Origin of the sequence: Arcicella aurantiaca (assembly GCF_003148625.1) — a bacterium.
In the GTDB taxonomy this organism is placed as follows: Bacteria; Bacteroidota; Bacteroidia; order Cytophagales; family Spirosomataceae; genus Arcicella; species Arcicella aurantiaca.
This window is the reverse complement of the sequence record NZ_QGGO01000001.1, coordinates 228,815-250,723: the sequence shown is the minus strand read 5'-3', so window position 1 is coordinate 250,723 and position 21,909 is coordinate 228,815. Positions and strand designations below refer to the sequence as shown.

The window sequence follows — 21,909 nt, the reverse complement described above, 5'->3', positions numbered from 1 at the left end:
GGGATTTTTTTTATTTTTTTCAAATTTTGAACCATTTTAAATTTACAATGTTATAACATTAAATGTATATACATTAATTATTTTAAAAGATACTAAAATGGCAACTTCAACATGGGCAATTGATGCCTCACACTCAGAAATTCAATTCAAAGTAAAACACTTAGTAATTACTACGGTAACAGGAGTTTTCAAGGAATTTAGTGGTTCAGTAGAAGCTGGCGACAGTTTTGAAAACGCTGCAATTTCATTTGAAGCTAATGTAAATTCTATCGATACAAACAGCGAACAACGTGACGGACACTTGAAAAGTGCTGATTTCTTCGATGCAGAACAATTCCCAACACTTTCATTTACCTCAACAGAATTCAAGAAAAAATCAGATGATGAATTTTCTTTAACTGGAAATTTAACTATTAAAGGAACAACTTTACCAGTTACTTTAGCCGTAGAATATGGCGGAACAGCTACTGACCCTTGGGGAAATGTAAAAGCAGGTTTTGAATTAACTGGAAAAATCAACCGCAAAGATTTCGGTTTATCATGGAATGCAATCACGGAAGCAGGTAGTGCTTTGGTAAGTGAAGAAGTAAAATTGATTGCAAATATCCAATTGGTAAAACAAGCGTAAATAGGGGTTGGGATTTAGGAGATAGGGGTTAGTATTTGCATAAACTTGATTATTTCACCTATCTATAAATACCTGATAGTCAATCTTCTAAAAGCAATAAACCCTAACACCTAAATCCTGTTCCCTATTTAAGACAGAATTCCACTTCGTCTATAAATTAATAGAAGAGAGCCATAAAGTAGTGCTTAGCATTATCAAGTGGTTCTCTTTTTTGCTATATTTATTGAAAAAACTTCGCTATGATTCCAATTCAAGAACTCCTCCTCTTCATTTTGGCAGCTTTGATACTTGTCATTACACCGGGACCAAACATGATTTATTTGATTTCACGTTCCATTACGCAAGGACGAAAAGCGGGTTTAATATCATTGGCAGGTATCATTACAGGATTTCTTTTCCACGTAACAATGGTTTCAGTAGGACTTACGGCAGTTCTTTTAACGATTCCTTTTGCTTATACTACACTAAAAATGCTTGGAGTGGTTTATTTACTTTACTTGGCATTTCAAGCGGTGAATCCCAAAAATCAAGGTTTTTTTGAAGCACGTAAAGATTTGAAAGAGGATAATCCCAAAAAGCTATTTAGTATGGGATTTCTAACGAGTGTTCTAAATCCTAAAATTGCGGTTTTCTATCTTTCGTTTTTCCCACAATTTATCAAACCAGAATTTGGGTCGGTTTTTATTCAAAGCTTACAATTAGGAATTACGCAAATGATGGTAAGTTTTACCGTAAATTTTATGATTGTGATTTCAGCAGCAAAAATATCCGTTTGGTTCGGTGCAAATCCATTTTGGGTGAAAATTCAAAAATGGTTTATGGCAAGTGTTTTAACTGGCTTGGCAGTAAGAATGGCTTTGGATAAGGCTAAGTAAGTTTAAGAGTTTATGAGTCCATGAGTTAAGAGTTTATGAGTAAAATAAAACAAATTAACCTCCAATTCTCAGCCTTTTCATTCATAATTCCATAGACCATTTGCTAATAGACATTTAACTCATAATCTCATAAACCCTTAACTCATAGACTCATAGACTCATGAACTCTTAAACTCATTTCGCTTTATACCCTTGTGCAACTAACCAAGTTAAAACTTTATCTCTTACATCTCCTTGAATTAATATTTCTCCGTCTTTAGCAGAACCTCCGCACCCACAAAGATTTTTTAGTTTTTTGCCTAAAGACTCTAAATCGTCGTCATTTCCAACAAAGCCTGTGATTAAAGTTACTTGTTTTCCTGCACGAGCTTTTTTATCCAACTGAATTTTCAACTTCTGTTTTTCAGGAGGTAAAGTTTCTGCAACTTCATCATTCTCAAATGAAAAATCAAAATCTGGATTTGTAGAATATACAACCCCAACAGGTATTTTTTTATTTTTAGACATTGCCAACAACTTTTAATGACTGTTTTTTAATACTGATACTTAATTCGTTAGTAGAAAGCTGATGTGGCTCTCCATCGTAATGAATTAAAAAATCTTTTTTTGCTTTCAGTGAAAAATTTTCACTTGTTTGCGTTTCAATATAGCGAGAATTAGGAAGCGTTCCTCTAAATAACCTAACACCGATTATTGGGGCAGCACCAAACGGAAACGGCTTTAATAAAACCATTTCAATCAATCCATCATCAATTTTAGATTTTGGAGAAATCATCGCATTATTACCATATTGGGTAGCATTGGCAAAGGTTATCGCAAAAACCGTTTTATCTTCATTATCAATCTGGAAAGTCTCAGACTTATAAGTTCTGAAAGATTTCAACGCCATACGTGCGTAGGTCTTCAATCCTCTTGAATTTTGTTTGGCAAATTCATGAGCAACCTCCGCATCAAAACCAACGCCAGCAGTACAGAAAAACGGAATATCATTCAAAAAACAAACGTCCATCAACACCGCAGGCTGACTCATTACAAATTGAATAGCCTTTTCTATTTTTAGAGGGATTTTTAGATGTCGAGCTAAGCCATTTCCTGACCCAATCGGAATAATCCCCAAAGACGTATTAGAGCCAATTAAGCCCTTTCCAACTTCATTGACTGTTCCATCACCGCCAATAGCCACAACCGTAGCGATGCCTTCTCTGACTGCCTGTTGAGCTATTTTGGTAGCATGACCACTATATTCTGTAAAAAACAATTGACTTTCAGGTAATTTTGAAACAATCTGCTTAATTTTATTTTTCTGTGCGAGTGTGGTCGTACCCGACATAGGATTCATCACAAACCAAACCATTAGCTAAAGAATATAAAAAGGATTATCAATACCACTATGAATGACAAATACATTAAGCCGTCCACTAAATAATAATCTTTGTACTTTTCAAATAAATCATTCAACTTCATCTCTTTCAAATTTTAATATATAAACAAATTTACAGAAAAATAAAGCATGAAAAAACTCATACTCTTTTTATTACTTTCGATAGTTTGTAAGGTAAATGCTCAAACGGAAAAGGATAAATCTCAAATATTGTCAATTTTAGACCAACAAACTAAGGCTTGGAACAATGGAGACGTAAGCAACTTCATGAAAGGTTATTGGGAGTCAGACTCTCTAATGTACATCGGAAAAAGCGGTGTAACGTATGGATATAATAAGACTCTTGAAAATTACAAGAAAAACTATCCTAATAAAGCCGCAATGGGTACATTGGCATTTGATATTATTAAAGTCAATTTCATTGCCTCAAATGCGTGTTTTGTAGTTGGTAAATGGCACTTAACCCGCCCAGAAAAAGGCGATATTGGCGGGCATTACACTTTACTTTGGAAAAAAATAAATGGCGAATGGGTTATCGTAGCAGACCATTCGTCTTAAAATACTAAGCGAGGAGCGAGTTGCGAAAAGCGATTAAGTAATTCATAATTTAAAATTCACAATTAAAAAACACATGATTCCATTAAATACCGTTTACAGACACAAATTTTCATTTACTCAAGACGATGTAATTCTTTTCGCACAAGTTTCGGGAGATAATAATCCATTACATCTTGATGCGGATTTTGCCGCAACTACCCCTTTCAAAAAGCCAATTATTCACGGAGCATTAGCATCAAGTGTTTTCTCAAAAATTATGGGAACTGAATTTCCCGGTTTTGGAAGTGTTTATATGAAACAGGTTTCAGAATACAAACGCCCGATGTTTGTAGATACAGAATATGAAGCCGTTTTCACGGTGATGGCTATCAATGAAGCTAAACACACGGCAGAAATTTCCACAGAAATTTTTGATGTAGCTACTGGTAAAAAAACAACCGAAGGCATGGCTGTTATTATGAATAAGGAAGAGTTTTAATGTTTATGAGGATTTGAGGATTTGAGGATTTGAGGATTTGATTTTTTGAGGATATGAGTAATTGAGGATATGAGGATTTGATTTTTTGAGGATATGAGGATTTGAGAGGATATGAGATATGAGTAGTTGAGTTTATGAGTAAAGGGGTTATGGGTAAGGAAGAGAGTTATCTCTCAAATCCTCAAAAAATCAAATCCTCATCTACTCAAATCCTCAAAAAATCAAATCCTCATCTACTCAAATCCTAAAAAAATCAAATCCTCATATCTTCATCTACTCAAATCCCAAAAATTCAAATCCCCATATCTTCATCTACTCAAATCCTCAAAAAATCAAATCCTCATCTACTCAAATCCTCAAAAAATCAAATCCTCATATCCTCATCTACTCAAATCCTCAAATCCTCATATCTTCATCTACTCAAATCCTCATCTACTCAAATCCTCAAAAATTCAAATCCTCATCTACTCAAATCCTCATCTACTCAAATCCTCAAAAAATCAAAAAACAACAAAAAAGGCTCAGATTTATATCCGAGCCTTTTTTGTTAAATAACAACAGTAAATACTAAGCTTCTGTGCTATTTTTAATGTCTTGCACTTGAGTACGAATTTCTTGTGCCAAAGTTTTCAATTGTTGCATACCACCTCTTACACGAGTACCAGCAGCTTGATTTCCTTTGTCATAAAATTTTTCAAAATCTCCTTCTAAGGACAAAATTAAGTCCCTTACTTCTGCAAATCTGTTCATAATCGAAACTTGGATTTAGGTTGAATAAATGGTTGAAAAAAGCCTTAAATAACGTTAAAACGTATTTTTATGGTCGAAATATAGCTAATTTCTTACACCTTCCAAATTCAAATAATGAAAAATGAACAAAAAAATGAAATATTTTACGAAAATTATACCAATTCAGCTTGTTTTGCGATAAATTCTTCAGCAATTTGACGATAAACACCATCTTGAAGTTTTTGCTGAACCACTTGAAAACAATCCATTGTATAAGTCACATCTTCTAAGGTATGAGAAGCAGTTGGAATGATTCTCAACATGATTTGTCCTTTAGGCACAACTGGATAAGTCACGATAGAACAGAACACGCCCATATTCTCTCTTAAATCTTGAACAAGACCTACAACGTGCGTTAATTCATAGTCTCCGTGTAAGAAAACAGGGGTTACTGGCGAAGTTGTTTCTCCAATATCAAAACCTCTTTCTTTTAGTCCTTTTTGTAAAGCACGAACATTTTCCCATAATTTCTCACGTAATTCTGGGTGCTTTTTGATTAACTCCAAACGCTTCATTCCACCAACTACAAATGGCATTGGTAATGCTTTTGCATAGATTTGTGAACGCATATTATATTTCAAGAACATAATAATGTCTTTATCAGCCGCCACAAAAGCACCGATTGACGCCATTGATTTTGCGAAAGTAGAGAAATACAAATCAATTCCGTCAATACAATTCATTGCTTCATGAACACCACGTCCATTAGCTCCCATTGTACCAAATCCGTGAGCATCATCAACCAAGATACGGAAATTGAAGTCTTCCTTCATTTTCACAACTTCGTCTAATGAACCTACTTTTCCTGACATTCCGAAAACACCTTCCGTAATTACTAAAATACCTCCACCTGTTTCTGCCACTTTTTTAGAAGCACGTTCCAAGTTTTTACGCAACGAAGCCATGTCGTTATGGTTAAACTTATAGTAAGTTCCCATTTTAGCTTTGTGCAAACGGATACCGTCAATCAAACAAGCGTGAGATTCAGCATCGTAAACAATCACGTCATTTCTATCACAAATACATTCAATAACAGACATTACGCCTTGGTAACCGAAGTTTAAAAGGAAAGAATCTTCTTTTCCAGCGAATTCTGCTAATTGAGCTTCAAATTCTTCGTGTAAAGCAGAGTTACCCGACATCATTCTCGCACCCATTGGAGCAGCCAAGCCATAATCAGCCGCCGCTTGAGCATCAGCTTCACGTACTTCTGGATGGTTTGCTAAACCCAAATAGTTGTTCAATGACCAGTTCAACATTTCTTTTCCCTTGAAAGTCATTCTTGGACCTATTTCCCCTGTTAACATTGGGAAGGTAAAATAATGATGAGAATAATGAGCATGGGCTCCGATAGGTCCAAGACCTTTGCCTACTTTATCGAAAATATCCACTTTATTGTATGATTAAATGATGTTAAATTTATGAATTTAGATTTTCTTAAAATAGAGAAAATCTGAGTTTAAACAAGCCTTGATTTCTTAGTTATTTTATATAATTCTCTAAAAAATTCAATGATTAACTTAAAATAATCACAAAGTTAAATTATTATTTCTTATATACAAAATGTCGAAGCATCTTGTATTAAATCAAGTTAATAAAATATTGATTTTGATTTTTATGGTAATATTCTAAGAAGTTTAAAATATCGTTTTAAAATCTAACTTAGGTTTCTTATATTGTTTTAAAATAGCCTTGAGTATTTGTGTTATCAGTCTGTGTAATCCACAAAAAATACAAACCAATATGTCAAATACAAATCCTATTACAACTCACGACGAAGTTGCGATTATTGATTTTTTGGTGGATAATAACGCCATGATTAAAGATTTCAACAGAAGCCAATTTGTTTGGTTTTTCATTGAAGAAGACTTTCATATTGTCTTGTTTTTAGCAGAAAGTACCAAAAAGCATTTTGAAAAATATGTTGTTGAACGATTTGCAGAAAATATGAATGATATGATTGCTCTTTGGAACAGATTTGACCAACAAATTCAACAAGGAAATGAAATTCGTATCCTAAAATTGGCTAAAAATAAAGTCCATGATTTAATTGCCATGTCTGAGACTTTTAGGGCATTGTTTAATCGAAATGATTTTGAAGAGGAATGAAATTTAAAAGTCGTAAGTACAAAGTATTAAGTCCTAAGAATTAAGTACAAAGTATTAAGTCCTAAGAATTGGCTAATGCACGATGTACATTGCAGCTTGAATACTAAAGACATAATACTTAAGACTACTTGATAGAAACAAAACAAATATTTATAAAATTTTATGTCAAATATTAACAAGATTTTAATTGCCAATCGTGGTGAAATTGCCTTACGTGTGATGCGTACCGCCCGTGAAATGGGAATCCAAACCGTAGCCATTTTTTCAGAAGCTGATAGAAACTCTCCACACGTGCGTTTTGCTGATGAAGCAGTTTGCGTTGGTCCTCCTCCTTCTAACCAATCTTATTTATTAGGTGATAAAATCATTCAAATTTGTAAAGACCTCAATGTTGATGCCATTCACCCAGGATATGGATTCTTGTCGGAAAATGCGGCATTTTGTCAAAAAGTAGCCGATGCGGGAATTATTTTTATTGGCCCTTCTCCCGAAAGTATGGATTTGATGGGCGACAAATTAACCTCAAAACATACCGTTGCCAAATACAATATTCCAATGGTTCCCGGTACGCCAGATGCCGTGACGGATAGAGTGATTGCCAAACAAAAATCTAAAGAAATCGGCTACCCTGTACTCATCAAAGCCTCAGCAGGTGGCGGAGGAAAGGGTATGCGTGTGGTTGAAAATGAGGAGGAATTTGATGAACAAATGGACAGAGCCGTCTCGGAAGCTATTACTTCTTTTGGCAATGGTGCTGTTTTTATTGAGAAATACATTACTGCTCCAAAACACATTGAAATTCAAGTCCTTGGCGATAAACATGGTAATGTTATTCACCTTTTTGAGCGTGAATGTTCGGTACAACGTCGTCACCAAAAAGTGGTGGAAGAAGCTCCTTCTGCGGTACTTACGCCCGAAATCCGTGAGGCAATGGGACAATGTGCTGTGATGGTTGCTAAAGCTTGTAATTATTATGGTGCGGGTACGGTTGAATTTATTGTAGATGAAAACTTAAATTTCTATTTCTTAGAAATGAACACTCGTCTGCAAGTAGAACATCCTGTTACTGAACAAATTACGGGCGTGGATTTGGTAAAAGAAATGATTTGGATAGCCGAAGGCAAACCGCTTTCTATCAAACAAGAAGACTTGAAAATCAATGGTCATTCGATAGAAATTAGAGTTTGTGCAGAAGACCCTCGAAATAATTTCTTGCCTGATGTCGGTACTTTACACACTTATGTACGTCCACAAGGAAATGGCGTGCGGGTTGATGATGGTTTTGAGCAAGGGATGGCTATTCCGATTTTCTATGACCCAATGATTGCCAAATTGATAACTTACGGAAAAGACCGAAATGAGGCAATTGACAAAATGATTCGTGCTATTGATGAGTTCAAAATTTCGGGAATTGAGACAACTCTGCAATTCTGTAAATTTGTGTTAAAACACGAAGCCTTCCTTTCTGGCAAATTTGATACTCGTTTTATTGGTTTGTATTATACGCCAGAAAAATTAGACGAACCCTTTGATGCCGACGAAGAGATTATTGCAGGAGTTTTGGCGAGTCATTTATTAAATCATAAAAAAATGGTAAATTCGTCCGCATCAAGCGTTGAAGTTCCGATTCAACAAAGTCAATGGAAAACGAAACGTTTGGAGTATAGATAGTCAATTTGTTTAATTATTGGCTATTTATCAAAAATATATAACGTATAATTTCAGCTAATAATTTATAAAACAAAACGAAAACAATGGCATTTAACGACCAACTAAATTCAGCAAAACAATCAACTATGACTTTTTTCAGAAGACTATTTATTGGCATTGTCGTATTGGCAGTTTTAGGACTTTTATTAGGTTTCTTGGCAACAAAAGTTCCTTATTCGGAAGGAGAAAGAGCAGGAGTTGTTTCTAAATTTTCAAGAAAAGGGTATATTTTCAAAACTGATGAAGGCGAATTAAATGTTGGAGCTCAAGGACAAGTGGGTAATATGGCTAATAACCTTTGGGCATTTACAGTAGATTCTGACGACCCAGCTATTAGCAAGAAATTAGAAGATGCCATGTTGACAGGTAGAAGATTACGTTTACACTATGAGCAACGTTATTTAAAATTCTTTTGGATGGGAGATACGGAGTATTTTGTTACTCGTGTAGATGAAGCACCTTAATTATTGAGTGATTTAGTACAATGTTTAATAAAGGTTTAAGATAAATTTTATCCTAAAAATATTTGACAGGAAACTTCCCGAAAGTTCTAAAACTTTCGGGAAGTTGAAATAACTTATTAAACAGTGTATTAAGTGTTTAATAATTCACTAATTCACAATTATTACAACGAAAGCGTAGCTAAAACACTATTCATATTTCTAACTGCATCGGCAGATTTAGCGAATAATGCTTGCTCCTCTTCGTTTAATTTGTAGTCGATGATTTTTTCCCAACCAGTTCTACCTAAAACTACTGGAACACCCATACAAATATCAGATTGTCCGTATTCTCCTTCTAAAAGAACTGAACAAGGAATTACTCTTTTCTCATCACGGATGATTGACTCAACCACAGCCATAGTAGCAGCACCTGGAGCATACCAAGCAGAAGTTCCTAATAAACCTGTCAAAGTAGCACCACCAACCATTGTATCAGCAGCCACTTTTTTCAAAGTATCAGCATCAGCATAGTTTGTTACTGGCGTACCGTTCCAAGTAGCTAAACGAGTTAAAGGAATCATTGTAGTATCACCATGTCCACCGATTACTGTTGCGTGTAAATCGTTTGGAGAAACATTCATCGCCAAAGATAAATAACACTTAAAACGAGCAGAGTCTAAAGCACCACCCATACCGATAATACGGTTTTTAGGTAAACCTGAAGCTTTAAGAGCTAAATAAGTCATTGTATCCATTGGATTAGAAACAATTACGAAAATAGCATCTGGAGAATATTTCAAAATATTATCTACTACACTCTTCACGATACCAGCATTTACACCGATAAGTTCTTCACGAGTCATACCTGGTTTACGTGGAAGACCAGAAGTAATTACTACAACGTCAGAGTTTGCAGTTTGAGAATAGTCATTAGTTACACCTTTGAAAGAAGTATCCCAACCTAAAATAGCAGCAGTTTGGAACATATCCAATGCTTTACCTTCTGCAAAACCTTCTTTAATATCAAGGATTACTACTTCGTCAGCTAATTCTTTTCTTACAATATTATCGGCAGTAGTAGCTCCAACAGCTCCTGCACCCACAACAGTTATTTTTGACATGATTGAATTTGAATTTATTTTTTGTGAAATACGTTTATTTTTTGATACAAAAGTAAGTCATTTGTAAATTCAACCTCTATAAATTGACAACTTTCTAAAAAATTGAATATCAAAAAAGGATATATTTTTATTTTTTAGCATTGTATCAAGAATAATTTTAAATAAGCAGAGTTGAGTGAATACAATTTTCTTTACTTTTTGAAGTTTTTAAATAAAATATTTACAGACTATAAGCTGTGTTACTTTTATTAAAATAAATAATATTTACAGACTGAAGTCTGTGTTACGTTAAACGTTTTCTTGTCTAATCAATGAATACTAAAGAAGATTTAATTACCAGAATTTTAAAGTCCATTTTTTTCAAATCTGCCACTCGTAAAGCTGGTAAATACGCAGGCAGTGGAATGGCAATTTTAGAATTATTAAGAGAAGTTTTGGGCAAAGCAAAAGATGTTGCGGACAATCAAAATAAAGGCGTTGGACAAGTGCTTGCGGAGAAAGTAATGACACTCAGCAGAATGGTAAAAGCGTATGTTTCGGGCGAATATAAAGTCATTCCGTGGGCTACAATTGTAAAAATAATTGCTGTCCTGATTTATTTTGTATCACCTATTGACCTTATCCCCGATTTCTTACCAATCATTGGTTTAACCGACGATTTAGCCTTAGTAATGTGGCTTTTTTCATCTTTAACCGAAGATTTCATCAATTTTGAAGCTTGGGAAAAAGGGAAATTATAAGATTTTCAACAAATTTTAATCTTTTTTTTCAACACATAACTCATAACTCACAACTCATAACTCATAAAATCGTATATTTACGCAAATTTTAACAAATACAGACATGGAACTCACATCAATATTTTTATTATTAGGAAATCTCGGAACGGGAGAGTTAGTTTTGATTGGTATGGTTGTCCTTTTAATGTTTGGAGGTAAAAAACTTCCAGAATTAATGAAAGGCTTGGGCAAAGGAATGAAAGAATTTAAAGATGCTCAGAAAGATGTTCAAGAGCAAATCTCTAAAAGTTTAGAAGACGATACAACAAAATAGTATTTGAAAGTCCTTATAAAAGCATAGTCCCGATGAATCATTCGTCATGACTATGCTTTTGTTTTTTAAAGTCATTTTAGCATTATGCCCTACGCTTTACGCTCTATGCTAATATTTAGCCTATTGCCTATCGCTTATAGCTTATTGCCTGTATTAATAAATTATGCAATATACCACATTAAAATCCATCCAGTCAGACCTTTATTCAGGTAAAATTACTTGCCGCCAATTGGTAGAATTTTACCTAAAAAATATCGAAGAAAAAAATCAAAAATTAAATGCTTTTCTTTCGGTTTTCGATAAAGAATCCTTAGCAAAAGCCGACGAAATTGATGCTAAAATAAAAGCAGGAACTGCCAAAAAATTAGCAGGTATGGTTTTGGGAATTAAAGATTTACTTTGTTACAAAGACCACATTTCGCAAGCAGGAAGTAAGATTTTGAATGGATTTGAATCTCAATTTAACGCTACGGCAGTTCAACGAGTTTTAGACGAAGATGCCATCATTATCGGAAGACAAAATTGTGATGAATTCGGGATGGGTTCAACCAACGAAAATTCTGCTTTTGGAGCTTGTTTGAATGAAATCGGCGAAAATAGAGTAGCGGGTGGTTCATCTGGAGGTTCAGCCGTTGCTGTTCAAGCAGATATGTGTTTGGCTTCATTGGGTACAGACACAGGTGGTTCTGTACGTATGCCCGCAGGATTTTGCGGTTTAGTTGGCTTAAAACCAACGTATTCAAGAGTTTCTCGTTGGGGTTTAATTGCTTATGCTTCTTCTTTCGATTGTATCGGACCAATCACAAAATCGGTAGAAGATGCGGCAATTTTATTAGAAATAATTGCAGGAAAAGACGAACAAGATAGTACCGTTTCAAATCTACCTGTGGAGGCATATTCTGACTTAAAAGCAGAAAAAACAACATATAAAATTGGTTATTTGAAAGATGCCGTTGAAAGCGACGGACTTCAACCAGAAGTTAAAGCAGCTACTTGGGCTAAATTAGAATACCTAAAATCACAAGGACACGAAGTTGAAGCGGTTGATTTTCCATTAATTAAATCATTCTTACCAACTTACTATATCCTCACAACTGCCGAAGCAAGTTCAAACCTTTCAAGATTTGATGGCGTAAAATACGGACATCGTAGTGTAGCTGCAACCGATTTAATGTCTCTTTACAAAAAATCAAGATTTGAAGGTTTTGGGAAAGAAACTCGCAAACGTATCATGTTAGGCACATTTGTATTAAGTGCCAGCTATTATGATGCTTATTATACAAAAGCCCAGAAAGTTAGACGATTAATCAAAGAATTTACGGATAATTTATTAGAAAATTACGACTTTTTAGTTTGCCCTACAACGCCAACAACTGCCTATAAATTAGGTGAAAAAACGGCTGACCCAATCCAAATGTACTTGGGCGATTTATTTACAGTACAAGCAAATGTAGTTGGTTTACCTGCTATTTCTATTCCAAATGGCGTTGATAATGATGGTTTACCAATCGGTTTTCAAATCATGGGCGGAGCATTCCAAGAAGCGGCTCTATTATCATTTGCCCAAAGCATTTATGAATAATTATTGATATTTCTTGATGACAAATCCTCTTGATAATAATTATCTTTAAGAAATCGTTTAAATAATCAATCCTAATTTTGGAATTCGTTTAAAATCTAACCTTTGAAGACTATGCAACAAAGGTTAGATTTTTCGGTTATTTTTTATAATTTTGTATAACAAACATTGCCAATAACCACTTACAGCCCAGATACTTAATTCCTTACTTTATGATATTCGCCACAATTCGCTCGTACATCATTGGTTCATTGCTACTGGCAAGTGCAACAATGAATGCCCAAGTAACTGGCAGTACAGAACAGCCCGTTCAAACCGATACCACCACCGTAAGCACTGCACAACCCGTTGTGCCAGAGCAAACTTGGTTAATCGACCCTGCTATTGTTCAGCCTCGCTTACAGGCTTTACAAAAGGAAATCCCATTGACGTATAATGCTACGACACATCAATTTGTGGAGTATTTTGCCTATCGAAAACCATCATTTACCAAAACAATGTTGGAGCGTAAAGGCGTATATTTCCCGATTTATGAGAAATATCTAAAAAAATACGGCTTACCTGACGAATTAAAATATCTTTCTTTAATTGAATCAGGATTGAATCCTAAAGTTATTTCACGTGCAGGTGCGGGTGGACTTTGGCAATTTATGCCCAAAACGGCAAGAGTTGACTTTGGTTTAAGAATCGACGAATACATTGACGAACGTTTTGACCCCGAAAAGGCAACTGAAGCGGCTTGTCGTTATATGCGTCAATTATATAATATTTTTGGAGATTGGCATTTGGTATTAGCAGCGTATAATACAGGACCGGGCAATGTTAGAAGAGCCATTCGTCGTTGTAATGGTGGACAAACTTTCTGGGCAATTTATAACTGTCTTCCTCGTGAAACTCGTGGCTATGTTCCACAATACATTGGGATGGTTTATATGATTAACCACGCAGATTCACATGATATTTTTCCTGAGAATATCGAAACAGCCGTTGCTCATGACACGATTCATGTAAATTCCTATTTAGACCTTGATAAATTAGCGAGTTTGAGTTCAATTAATTTAGAAGAAATTCAGAAATTAAATCCTCATGTATTGACACATATTTTACCCGGTCATACTCGTAATTTTGCACTTCGTTTACCAAAAACAGACATTGCATTCTTTAAAGCGAACCGTCAAGCCATCCTTGATTCGGCAACAAAATTCCCACCTGTATTTGTTGAAACTATTCAGCCAAATCCAGAGGTTTTAGCAAGTAACGACGAAAAATCAATTATCATTACAACACCAGTTCTTGGAGCAACGACAACTGAACCTAAAATGGTTGTGGAACAAGAAATTGTAGAAGATGACATTGAAGATGTAGTTATTAACAAAAAACCGAAGAAGAAATATTATACTGTTCGTAAAAAAGATAATTTAACTGAAATTGCTGAGAAATTTGACGTTGAAGTTTATGATATTAAAGTTTGGAATCATTTACAAAAAACAACGATTCAACCAGGTCAAAAATTAGTGATTTATAAAGAATCAGCCGTTACAAGTCAAGTAAAATATGCTCGTAATAATCACCGTGAAAAAGAATCCGTAAAAAGAGGAAAAACTCGTTTTCATAATGTTCAAGATGGTGATACCCTTTGGAATATCTCACAACGTTACGGAGGAATTTCAATTGATAAATTAAAGAAATTGAACGGAATCAAAGGAAATGTAGTAAAAGCTGGAATGAAAATCAGAGTTTCATAATGTCCTTTAGAAAACATAAAAAGTCTGCATAACTAACCGTTATGCAGACTTTTTCATTTAATGGCTTTGAAAAGCTTTTGGGTTTTGTATTTTTGTTAAAAATCGTAAAATCATGGGTGAAAATCATTTAACATACTTCAAAATTGAAAATTTCAAAAGATTTGATTCTTTTGAAATGGAAAATCTTGGGCAATATAATTTGTTGGTTGGGGATAATAATGTGGGGAAGACGAGTGTTTTGGAAGGTCTTTTGTTTCGTTCAGAAGGAGATACTTGTTTGGCTAATTTATTCCAGACACTACTTTATAGAAAGTTGTTTTTTGTAGATAAGAAGAAAGTCTTAGCTAATCTTAATGATGAGAATTTATGGAAATTTATTTTAAAAAATATTGATAAAACATTACAAGTAAATAATGGCTATGGCGATGAACAAGAGATAATAAATTGGGAGATAGTTGAACATCAAACATTAACAGAGTCTGATTGGAATGCAATAAATAAAAAAGGATACAGAAACGATGGTGTATCTATATTTAAAAAGGGGGTGAGAATTTCATCAGAGTATGCTGAAAAGGATAAAAAATATTATCCATTTTCTTATAATTTTTATCCATTTTCACGCACAACAAATGAAGAAATTGAGATGAATTGGGGCTATATGCCATTTATTCCAACAAATCTTGGTTATGATTTCGATTTATTAGATTTTTACTATAAAAAAATAAACGCAGACAAAGATTTAAGGAAGGAGTTTGACTCAAATCTAAAAACATTCATTCCTAAATTAGAGGAAACACGTACACAAAAAATGCTCAACGATATTGATTTTATTTGTGTTTCTCTCGAAGATGACAATGGACTATATCCAATAACAAGATTTGGAGATGGAGTCGTCAAACTTGTTCGAGTATTGTTGGAAATTTTGATGGCAAAAGGCAAACGTTTAATGATTGACGAAATAGAAACAGGTATTCATTTTTCAAGATTAAAAGAGTTTTGGAAAACAGTTATAACCCTTTGTAAAAAATATGATGTCCAATTATTTGCCACTACGCATAGTTTGGAATGTCAAAAATATTTTGTGTATGCTTTGGCTGAATTAGGAGAAGATTTTCAAAATGATGCTCGCAATATTAGTTTAGTTGAAGACACTAATGGAGATGTAAAATCGGTTACTTTTGATTTCAACCAGTTTGAGTTTGCAATGGAAATTGGCTATAACACAAGAGGAGGTATTTAATGAAAAAAGTACAGATTTTTGTAGAAGGTGTTGCAGACCAAAAGTTCTTTCAAGACCTATTAAATGATTGGTATGGCATTGAACTATCATTAGGTGGTTTTCAAAAAGCCAATGGAGATATTTTTAATGTTGAGGGTAAGGGGATTTTCGACGATAAAAACAAGATGCGTTTGATAGACCCAATGCTCAAATTAAATGATACTACGGGAGTTAAAAATCTATTCATTTTTGATGCAGACACATTTGAAATAGAATCACAAAATTTCGAGAAATATAAATCGCAATTCCCAATAGACCATTTCTTATTACCTGACAATCAATCGAATGGAGATTTAGAGACACTATTAGAACAAATTATAAATCAAGACAACAAAGTAATCTTTGATTGTTGGGATGGTTACGAAAGCTGTTTAAAATCATCTAAACGGAAAAATGGGAGTTTTACAACTCCTGCACGGAAAACCAAAATTTATGCCTACTTAGAAGCACTTTTAGGTGACAGTAAAAATCAAAAGAAGAAAATAAAAGAGACAGAACGTGATTACAGAGACAAATCTCACTGGGATTTGAACTCCCCTGCTTTAACAAAATTAAAACAATTTTTAGACCAATATTTTCAAAATAAATCATGAACGAAAACAGTAAAAAATTCCTCTACGAATACCTAAACAATGCTTCGCCTACGGGTTTTGAGGCTTCGGGACAACAAATTTGGTTAGATTACATTAAGCCATATATCGACGAAACTATTATTGACGTTTACGGAACTGCCGTTGGGGTTGTTAAAGGAAGTAGCGATTATAAAGTGGTCATTGAAGCTCACGCCGATGAAATTTCTTGGTTTGTGAATTATATTGATGACAACGGATATATTTTCGTGCGTCGTAATGGTGGTTCTGATGCCGTTATTGCTCCTTCGATGCGTTGTAATTTACATACACGTAAGGGTGTTGTAGAAGGTGTTTTTGGTTATCCAGCCATTCACGTTAGAGATATTTCTAAAGATAAAGCCCCCACTGTAAATGATATTTTTATTGATTTGGGAGCTGCCAATAAAAAAGAAGTGGAAGAAATGGGCGTACACGTGGGTACAGTCGTGACTTTCACAGATGGCTTAATGGAATTGAACAATCGTTATTTTACGGGTCGTGCTTTAGATAATAGAGTAGGCGGTTACATGATTGCTGAGGTGGCAAGAATGTTAAAAGAAAATAACATTGAATTACCATTTACGCTTTATGTTGTTAATGCCGTTCAAGAAGAAATTGGCTTACGTGGTGCAGAAATGATTGTAAGACGTTTGAAACCAGATTTAGCAATCATCACCGACGTTACGCACGATACACAGTCGCCGATGTACAATAAAAAAGAGCAAGGTGATTTGAAATGTGGTAATGGACCAGTGATTTGTTATGGCCCAGCGGTTCAAAATAATGTACGTGACTTTATCATTGATGTGGCAGCAGAAAAAGGAATTGCCATTCAACGTCAAGCGGTTTCACGCTCAACGGGTACAGATACCGATTCTTTTGCGTATGCCACTGAAGGCGTAGCTTCAGCATTGATTTCATTACCTTTGAAATATATGCACACCACCGTTGAAACGGTTTCTAAAGACGATGTTCAAAAAGTAATTGATTTAATTTACCATACTTTATTGGCTCTGAAAGGCAATGAAGATTGGAGATATATTAAGTAAGTTTTTTTGAATTAGGAACTTCCCGAAAGTTCTAAAACTTTCGGGAAGTTAGACAGAACTCTTATTTTTACAATTTCCCTCAACACGATTTTAGCAATCTAAAAAATTACGTTAATGTTTTCGTAATGACAACATTCTAAACAAAATGTCAAAAGTCCTCTCGGTTTCCTCTTTCAACTTAATCCTTTATGTTGCTCAGCAAAAAGGAGCAGATTATGATTTGCTTTGCAAAAAAACAGGGATTTCTCCACAAGATTTACAAAATCCAGACAATCGTTTGCCAATTGCTCAGGCTCAAAAATTATGGAAAGAAGCTATTGAAATGACGGGAGACGAGTTTTTGCCACTACACATTGGCGAAATGATTAATACGATTTCAGTCGGGATTTTGGCGTATGTAATGATGCACAGTCCGATTTTAGGGAAGGCTTTGGAGAAACTTTGTCAGTACCAAGATATTGTTTGTGATGCCAGCAAAACGTCATTGATTATAGAAAATGGACTTGCTCATCTTACAATTTCGGAACCGAGTGATGATATTTTTGCTCCTCATTATGCTTATGAATCTACAATATCCATTTATCATTCGGCAATAAATGGGATGCTCGGAGAAAATGTACAGTTAAAGTCAGTTCACTTTGATTATCCTGCTTACACCGATAATTTATCGGAATATCATCGAATTTTCAAAGGGGCTGAAATTATTTTCAATAGCCATTTTACAGGCTTAGTGTTTTCAGAAGACTACTTAAAACGCCCTATTTTAAACGCTAATCCTAACTTATTTTCATTGTTTGAAATTCATGCCAATGAGATTTTAAATAGCCTAAAGCCTTCAGAATCACTGAAAGAGAAAATCAAAAAGGAGATTTTGCACGATTTAAAAGGCGAAGAACCTACTTTATCAAATATTGCTAAAAAATTGGGTATTGGAGTACGTTCAATCCAACTCAAACTCAAAGAAGAAGGAGTCACTTTTCAGCAACTCCTTGATGAAATTCGTAAAAATTTGGCTACTAAACACCTCAAAGAAGCTCAATTGAGTACCACTGACATTGCCTATTTATTGGGTTATTCTGAACCAAGTGTATTTTTCCGTTCTTTCAAAAAATGGACTGGACAAACGCCAACTATCTATCGTAAAAACTATCAAATGGTTGCCTAAATTTTATCCTTGCCAATTTTTCCTAAATGGGTATTAGCAAAACTATCTTCATATTTTAGCCCATATCCCATCGTTCTGTCGAAAGCAGCGTGAGAGAAAAGAATTGTCCCAACCAGCATCACAACTTGATTATTTTGAGTAAAACCGAATACCAAAATCGTGATGGCTAATGCTTTATGATGAAACAAATTGTACAACCACGCTCCTATTTTGGGACTCACCAAATAACCCAACATCCCAATATCAGGCGATAATAGTAAAAGTGGAAAATACCACCAAGCAAAATCTAAACGACTGAAAATAAATATTCCCAAAGCAAATTCAGCTAATTCTTCCAATTTTAAGATATTTTTCATCAGATTATTTACGTTTTTTAAACCAATTTAAAGTTTCTAAAATAGCTTCGTCAAGAGGCGTTTCTCTAAAGTCAGGGAAAATACTTCTTACTTTCGAATCATCTAAAATTACCGTTCCATCAAATAAATAAAGCATTTCTTTTACCTCCTTCAACATTGGCATAAACAAACCTAAAATACTAAACATCCATTTCGGGAAAATTGAAATCTTCTCTGGAGCATTCGCTAATCTCGAAATCCTATTCAAAAAAGATTTCATATTTGGTTGCACTTGCCCTCCATAATTATGCTTTTCATAAGGCTGAGCAAGTCCTCTTTGCATCAATCTGACCATCATTTCGGCAGCATCTTTCGTAAAAACCAATTGATGAGGAATATCCGTACGAACCATGTATGGCAAAGCTTTTCCTTTCAAAGCATTTTCAAAAACAGGTCTTATTCCTTCATTCAACACATTTGGCCCCCAAAAATCAGGTAAACAAACATTCAAAACCTTACATTTTCCTACTTTTGCGGCATCTCGGAGCATTTGTTCAATTTCAACTCGCAAAGCACCTTTTTTTGAACAAGGATTTTCAATGGAATCTTCCTTAATAATTGGTAACGTTCCATAATTATAAACATTGGCAGGAAAAATTATCATGGCATTATTAACAGAAGCCGCCTCAATGACTTTCTCAGTTGCCAAATCCATGTTACCAAACCATTTATTATATGGATAATTGATTCCGTGAAAAATAACCTTTTTATCTTTTGCTACCTCTTTTAACAATGCCAAATCCTGAACATCGCCTTTGATAATTTCAACGCTTGTACTTCCTGCGAATAAATTTTGAGCCTTCTCAAGGTCACGAACTAAAATTGTAACTGGAATATTTTTAGAAATTAGGTTTTCGGTGAAGGCATAGCCGATGCTACCAGTTGAGCCAAGAATTAAGATTTCAGATTTCATTTTCTTTATGTTTTAATGATGACACAAAGTTGAGATAAACTTGAAAATCTATTCTTGACCAAAAACGCATATTTAATGACAATTCACGAAAGTGTTTTCAAAATACAATAATATTTTTGAGTAAGAACGTAGAAATAAAGCCAATTTTGTCAGAAATTCGCAAATGATGATACTATTTTACAGTTTTGTTTGTTTTTTAAAAAATTGGCACGCATATTGTAAAAGAATTATATATCAGAAAAACATACCGCCAAATGTAATGATGATGTGCCAACTTTAGCCACTTATATTATCCGCTAATTGTCTCATTTTAGAGTAAATTTTCTTAATCAGAATTACTCATCATTTCTCTCTCGGCAAGTATTTTTCAACTTTATTTTTCTGGTATTTCGCAAGATTATTAATAGTTTTTTCATAGATTTTTTTATGGGTTAGGGTTACCAAAAAAGTCGTTAGTACTGCTGACGACTTTTTTAAAACAAAAAATTCATCTATGAAAAAATTAAAGAGCATAAATTAAATTTTTTATGGGTTAGGGTTATTAGAAAAGTTGTTGGCAATGCCAACAACTTTTTTTGATTTAGGGAGTTTCTCATAAAACTGCTTAAATTTGTCTAAAACTCAATCTTAATACCGCTATTTAATAATGCGAAAAAGAAAAATACGCCGTAAAACCCATTTATGTCCAAATTGTGAAACCGTTCTTGAACGTGACGAAAATTATTGTCACGTATGCGGACAGGAAAATCACAATTTGAATGTACCCATGAAAGATTTAATCATGGAATTTATTGGTAGTATTACCTTTTTTGAAACAAAATTTATTGAGACAGCACAAGTCATTTTTACGCATCCAGGAAAATTGACTTTAGATTTTAATTCTGGCAAAAGGGTAAAATATATGCACCCTGTTAGAATGTACTTTTGGGTGAGTGCTATTTTCTTTTTTGTATTGGGTTTTGATTTTTCAAAAAAAGAGAATTTTACTACTAACAATATTTCAAAATCTGATTCACTTAACCGTCAAAAACAGATTGACAATGGAAACAATATTACCAAAACTATTGCCAAATCATTTAAAAAAAATATTTTTGGAGCAATAGAAAACGACAGTAATAAAGTTCATCAAAACACTTTAAAGGAAGATAAAAAAGGCTCATATCAAGATTATTTATCCCAAAAAAACAATAAAGATTATTATTATTTGGGAATGTTTGAACACTTGAAAATTGCTAAAGATTCTATTCCATTTTATTATCAGTTAAATGATGACCAATTGGATTCTGTTTTAATTACAAAAAATATATCCACTTTTATTTCCAATAAACTGACTATAAAAAATAGCATTGACAAGGAGTATCATTTTTATATTCAAGAAAAATATGGCGTTCCATTTGTAGTTGACAGAAAGGGAATTCTTTTTGGAAGTGTATTACCAACGATTATGTTTATTTTATTGCCTTTTGCAGCGTTCATTCTGTGGTTTTTTGAACGACACAGCAAGTGGCGATTTTATTTTCAACATCTTGTTTTTACACTAAACACCCATTCTGCTATTTTCTTACTTTGGGCAATTGTAAATTTTCTAACCAAGATTTATGATGAAATATTCTCGAAAAACACTATTGAAAACACCAATGTTTATCTTTTAGTAACTTCGCTTTTAGTGACATTTATTTATTTTTTAATTTCCATCAAAAAAGTCTATCAACAAAGTTGGGGCAAAACAATATTTAAGTGCTTTCTATTAGTATTCACTTACGGTTTTTCATTTATGCTCATTGTGATAATGGGTATCACTTCGGGGCTAATAAAAGTTTAAAATTTATCTAAACAAATCATGGTTTTTGAACAATATCTTGAACAAAAAAATATAGATTCTGAAAAGTTTTTATGGGAAAATCCCGAAAATTTCCAAGAACTAAAAATCATATTCAATCAAGTTAGTCCTGAAAGTTTTACGGCTCAGAAAAAATTCTTGATTAATAAACTTCGTCGTAAATATCAATTAAAGATTTATTAGGACAA

Annotated in this window: 24 protein-coding genes; 17 read left to right on the top strand and 7 right to left on the bottom strand. The window is 33.9% G+C overall.

Going from position 1 to position 21,909, the window contains the following annotated elements:
* Nucleotides 1-97 precede the first annotated feature (97 nt).
* Nucleotides 98-628: a YceI family protein gene (locus LV89_RS01065; RefSeq protein ID WP_109741001.1), complete on the top strand. Its 531-nt coding sequence runs from the start codon at nucleotides 98-100 to the stop codon at nucleotides 626-628.
* Between the two features lie 239 nt (nucleotides 629-867).
* Nucleotides 868-1,503 (top strand): LysE family translocator, encoded by a 636-nt coding sequence (locus LV89_RS01060; RefSeq protein ID WP_109741000.1) that lies wholly within the window; start codon nucleotides 868-870, stop codon nucleotides 1,501-1,503.
* A 174-nt stretch (nucleotides 1,504-1,677) separates the two neighbouring features.
* Here the strand turns inward: LV89_RS01060 and LV89_RS01055 are convergent, their stop codons facing one another.
* Together LV89_RS01055 and LV89_RS01050 are read right to left on the bottom strand one after the other, a co-directional pair.
* A complete protein-coding gene (locus LV89_RS01055) occupies nucleotides 1,678-2,010 on the bottom strand; it encodes a translation initiation factor (RefSeq protein WP_109740999.1) in 333 nt (110 codons plus the stop codon).
* On the bottom strand, nucleotides 2,003-2,842 hold the full coding sequence (locus tag LV89_RS01050) for a diacylglycerol/lipid kinase family protein (RefSeq protein ID WP_262509844.1): 840 nt from the start codon (nucleotides 2,840-2,842) through the stop codon (nucleotides 2,003-2,005). The genes LV89_RS01055 and LV89_RS01050 overlap by 8 nt, the downstream gene beginning before the upstream one ends.
* Nucleotides 2,843-3,013: 171 nt before the next feature.
* Between LV89_RS01050 and LV89_RS01045 the strand changes: the two genes are divergently transcribed.
* Together LV89_RS01045 and LV89_RS01040 are read left to right on the top strand one after the other, a co-directional pair.
* Nucleotides 3,014-3,442 carry a YybH family protein gene (locus LV89_RS01045; RefSeq protein ID WP_109740997.1) on the top strand — a complete coding sequence of 143 codons (429 nt, stop codon included), beginning with the start codon at nucleotides 3,014-3,016 and terminating at the stop codon, nucleotides 3,440-3,442.
* Between the two features lie 73 nt (nucleotides 3,443-3,515).
* Nucleotides 3,516-3,920, top strand: coding sequence for a MaoC family dehydratase (locus LV89_RS01040; protein ID WP_109740996.1), 405 nt, complete (start codon nucleotides 3,516-3,518; stop codon nucleotides 3,918-3,920).
* A 567-nt stretch (nucleotides 3,921-4,487) separates the two neighbouring features.
* Here the strand turns inward: LV89_RS01040 and LV89_RS01035 are convergent.
* Nucleotides 4,488-4,670, bottom strand: coding sequence for a BF3379 family histone-like protein (locus LV89_RS01035; protein ID WP_109740995.1), 183 nt, complete (start codon nucleotides 4,668-4,670; stop codon nucleotides 4,488-4,490).
* A 152-nt stretch (nucleotides 4,671-4,822) separates the two neighbouring features.
* Complete coding sequence (locus LV89_RS01030) at nucleotides 4,823-6,100, bottom strand: aminotransferase class I/II-fold pyridoxal phosphate-dependent enzyme (RefSeq protein ID WP_109740994.1); 1,278 nt, start codon at nucleotides 6,098-6,100, stop codon at nucleotides 4,823-4,825.
* Nucleotides 6,101-6,452: 352 nt separating this feature from the next.
* Between LV89_RS01030 and LV89_RS01025 the strand changes: the two genes are divergently transcribed.
* The 3 genes from LV89_RS01025 (at nucleotide 6,453) to LV89_RS01015 (ending at nucleotide 8,992) form a co-directional block, all read left to right on the top strand.
* A complete protein-coding gene (locus tag LV89_RS01025) occupies nucleotides 6,453-6,818 on the top strand; it encodes a hypothetical protein (protein WP_109740993.1) in 366 nt (121 codons plus the stop codon).
* A gap of 162 nt (nucleotides 6,819-6,980) precedes the next feature.
* Nucleotides 6,981-8,489 carry an acetyl-CoA carboxylase biotin carboxylase subunit gene (locus LV89_RS01020; protein ID WP_109740992.1) on the top strand — a complete coding sequence of 503 codons (1,509 nt, stop codon included), beginning with the start codon at nucleotides 6,981-6,983 and terminating at the stop codon, nucleotides 8,487-8,489.
* Between the two features lie 83 nt (nucleotides 8,490-8,572).
* Nucleotides 8,573-8,992 carry a hypothetical protein gene (locus LV89_RS01015; protein ID WP_109740991.1) on the top strand — a complete coding sequence of 140 codons (420 nt, stop codon included), beginning with the start codon at nucleotides 8,573-8,575 and terminating at the stop codon, nucleotides 8,990-8,992.
* 161 nt (nucleotides 8,993-9,153) lie between these two features.
* Here the strand turns inward: LV89_RS01015 and mdh are convergent, their stop codons facing one another.
* On the bottom strand, nucleotides 9,154-10,092 hold the full coding sequence (gene mdh, locus LV89_RS01010; protein WP_109740990.1) for a malate dehydrogenase: 939 nt from the start codon (nucleotides 10,090-10,092) through the stop codon (nucleotides 9,154-9,156).
* A gap of 311 nt (nucleotides 10,093-10,403) precedes the next feature.
* Between mdh and LV89_RS01005 the strand changes: the two genes are divergently transcribed.
* The 8 genes from LV89_RS01005 to LV89_RS00970 all read left to right on the top strand — a co-directional run bounded on the left by LV89_RS01005 (nucleotide 10,404) and on the right by LV89_RS00970 (nucleotide 18,573).
* The gene (locus tag LV89_RS01005; protein ID WP_109740989.1) at nucleotides 10,404-10,832 is read left to right on the top strand and encodes a YkvA family protein; all 429 of its coding nucleotides are present in this window, start codon (nucleotides 10,404-10,406) and stop codon (nucleotides 10,830-10,832) included.
* 103 nt (nucleotides 10,833-10,935) lie between these two features.
* Entirely contained in the window at nucleotides 10,936-11,145 is a 210-nt protein-coding gene (locus LV89_RS01000; RefSeq protein WP_109740988.1) for a Sec-independent protein translocase subunit TatA/TatB, read from the top strand.
* Between the two features lie 160 nt (nucleotides 11,146-11,305).
* Nucleotides 11,306-12,727: an Asp-tRNA(Asn)/Glu-tRNA(Gln) amidotransferase subunit GatA gene (gatA, locus tag LV89_RS00995; RefSeq protein ID WP_109740987.1), complete on the top strand. Its 1,422-nt coding sequence runs from the start codon at nucleotides 11,306-11,308 to the stop codon at nucleotides 12,725-12,727.
* Nucleotides 12,728-12,936: 209 nt separating this feature from the next.
* The gene (locus LV89_RS00990) at nucleotides 12,937-14,469 is read left to right on the top strand and encodes a lytic transglycosylase domain-containing protein (RefSeq protein ID WP_109740986.1); all 1,533 of its coding nucleotides are present in this window, start codon (nucleotides 12,937-12,939) and stop codon (nucleotides 14,467-14,469) included.
* Between the two features lie 112 nt (nucleotides 14,470-14,581).
* Nucleotides 14,582-15,709 (top strand): AAA family ATPase, encoded by a 1,128-nt coding sequence (locus LV89_RS00985; protein ID WP_109740985.1) that lies wholly within the window; start codon nucleotides 14,582-14,584, stop codon nucleotides 15,707-15,709.
* Nucleotides 15,709-16,341: a DUF3226 domain-containing protein gene (locus tag LV89_RS00980; RefSeq protein ID WP_109740984.1), complete on the top strand. Its 633-nt coding sequence runs from the start codon at nucleotides 15,709-15,711 to the stop codon at nucleotides 16,339-16,341. Before LV89_RS00985 ends, LV89_RS00980 begins: the two co-directional genes overlap by 1 nt.
* Complete coding sequence (locus LV89_RS00975) at nucleotides 16,338-17,408, top strand: M20/M25/M40 family metallo-hydrolase (protein WP_109740983.1); 1,071 nt, start codon at nucleotides 16,338-16,340, stop codon at nucleotides 17,406-17,408. Before LV89_RS00980 ends, LV89_RS00975 begins: the two co-directional genes overlap by 4 nt.
* A 145-nt stretch (nucleotides 17,409-17,553) precedes the next feature.
* A complete protein-coding gene (locus LV89_RS00970; RefSeq protein ID WP_109740982.1) occupies nucleotides 17,554-18,573 on the top strand; it encodes an AraC family transcriptional regulator in 1,020 nt (339 codons plus the stop codon).
* Here the strand turns inward: LV89_RS00970 and LV89_RS00965 are convergent.
* Nucleotides 18,570-18,929 carry a DUF4260 domain-containing protein gene (locus LV89_RS00965; RefSeq protein ID WP_109740981.1) on the bottom strand — a complete coding sequence of 120 codons (360 nt, stop codon included), beginning with the start codon at nucleotides 18,927-18,929 and terminating at the stop codon, nucleotides 18,570-18,572. The two genes, LV89_RS00970 and LV89_RS00965, sit on opposite strands and share 4 nt — an antisense overlap.
* 4 nt (nucleotides 18,930-18,933) lie before the next feature.
* Nucleotides 18,934-19,881: an NmrA family NAD(P)-binding protein gene (locus LV89_RS00960; protein ID WP_109740980.1), complete on the bottom strand. Its 948-nt coding sequence runs from the start codon at nucleotides 19,879-19,881 to the stop codon at nucleotides 18,934-18,936.
* A gap of 646 nt (nucleotides 19,882-20,527) precedes the next feature.
* On the opposite strand from LV89_RS00960, the gene LV89_RS00955 reads away from it, so the two are divergent.
* Together LV89_RS00955 and LV89_RS00950 are read left to right on the top strand one after the other, a co-directional pair.
* Entirely contained in the window at nucleotides 20,528-21,703 is a 1,176-nt protein-coding gene (locus LV89_RS00955) for a DUF3667 domain-containing protein (RefSeq protein ID WP_109740979.1), read from the top strand.
* An 18-nt stretch (nucleotides 21,704-21,721) separates the two neighbouring features.
* Nucleotides 21,722-21,904 carry a hypothetical protein gene (locus LV89_RS00950; protein WP_109740978.1) on the top strand — a complete coding sequence of 61 codons (183 nt, stop codon included), beginning with the start codon at nucleotides 21,722-21,724 and terminating at the stop codon, nucleotides 21,902-21,904.
* Nucleotides 21,905-21,909: the final 5 nt, after the last annotated feature.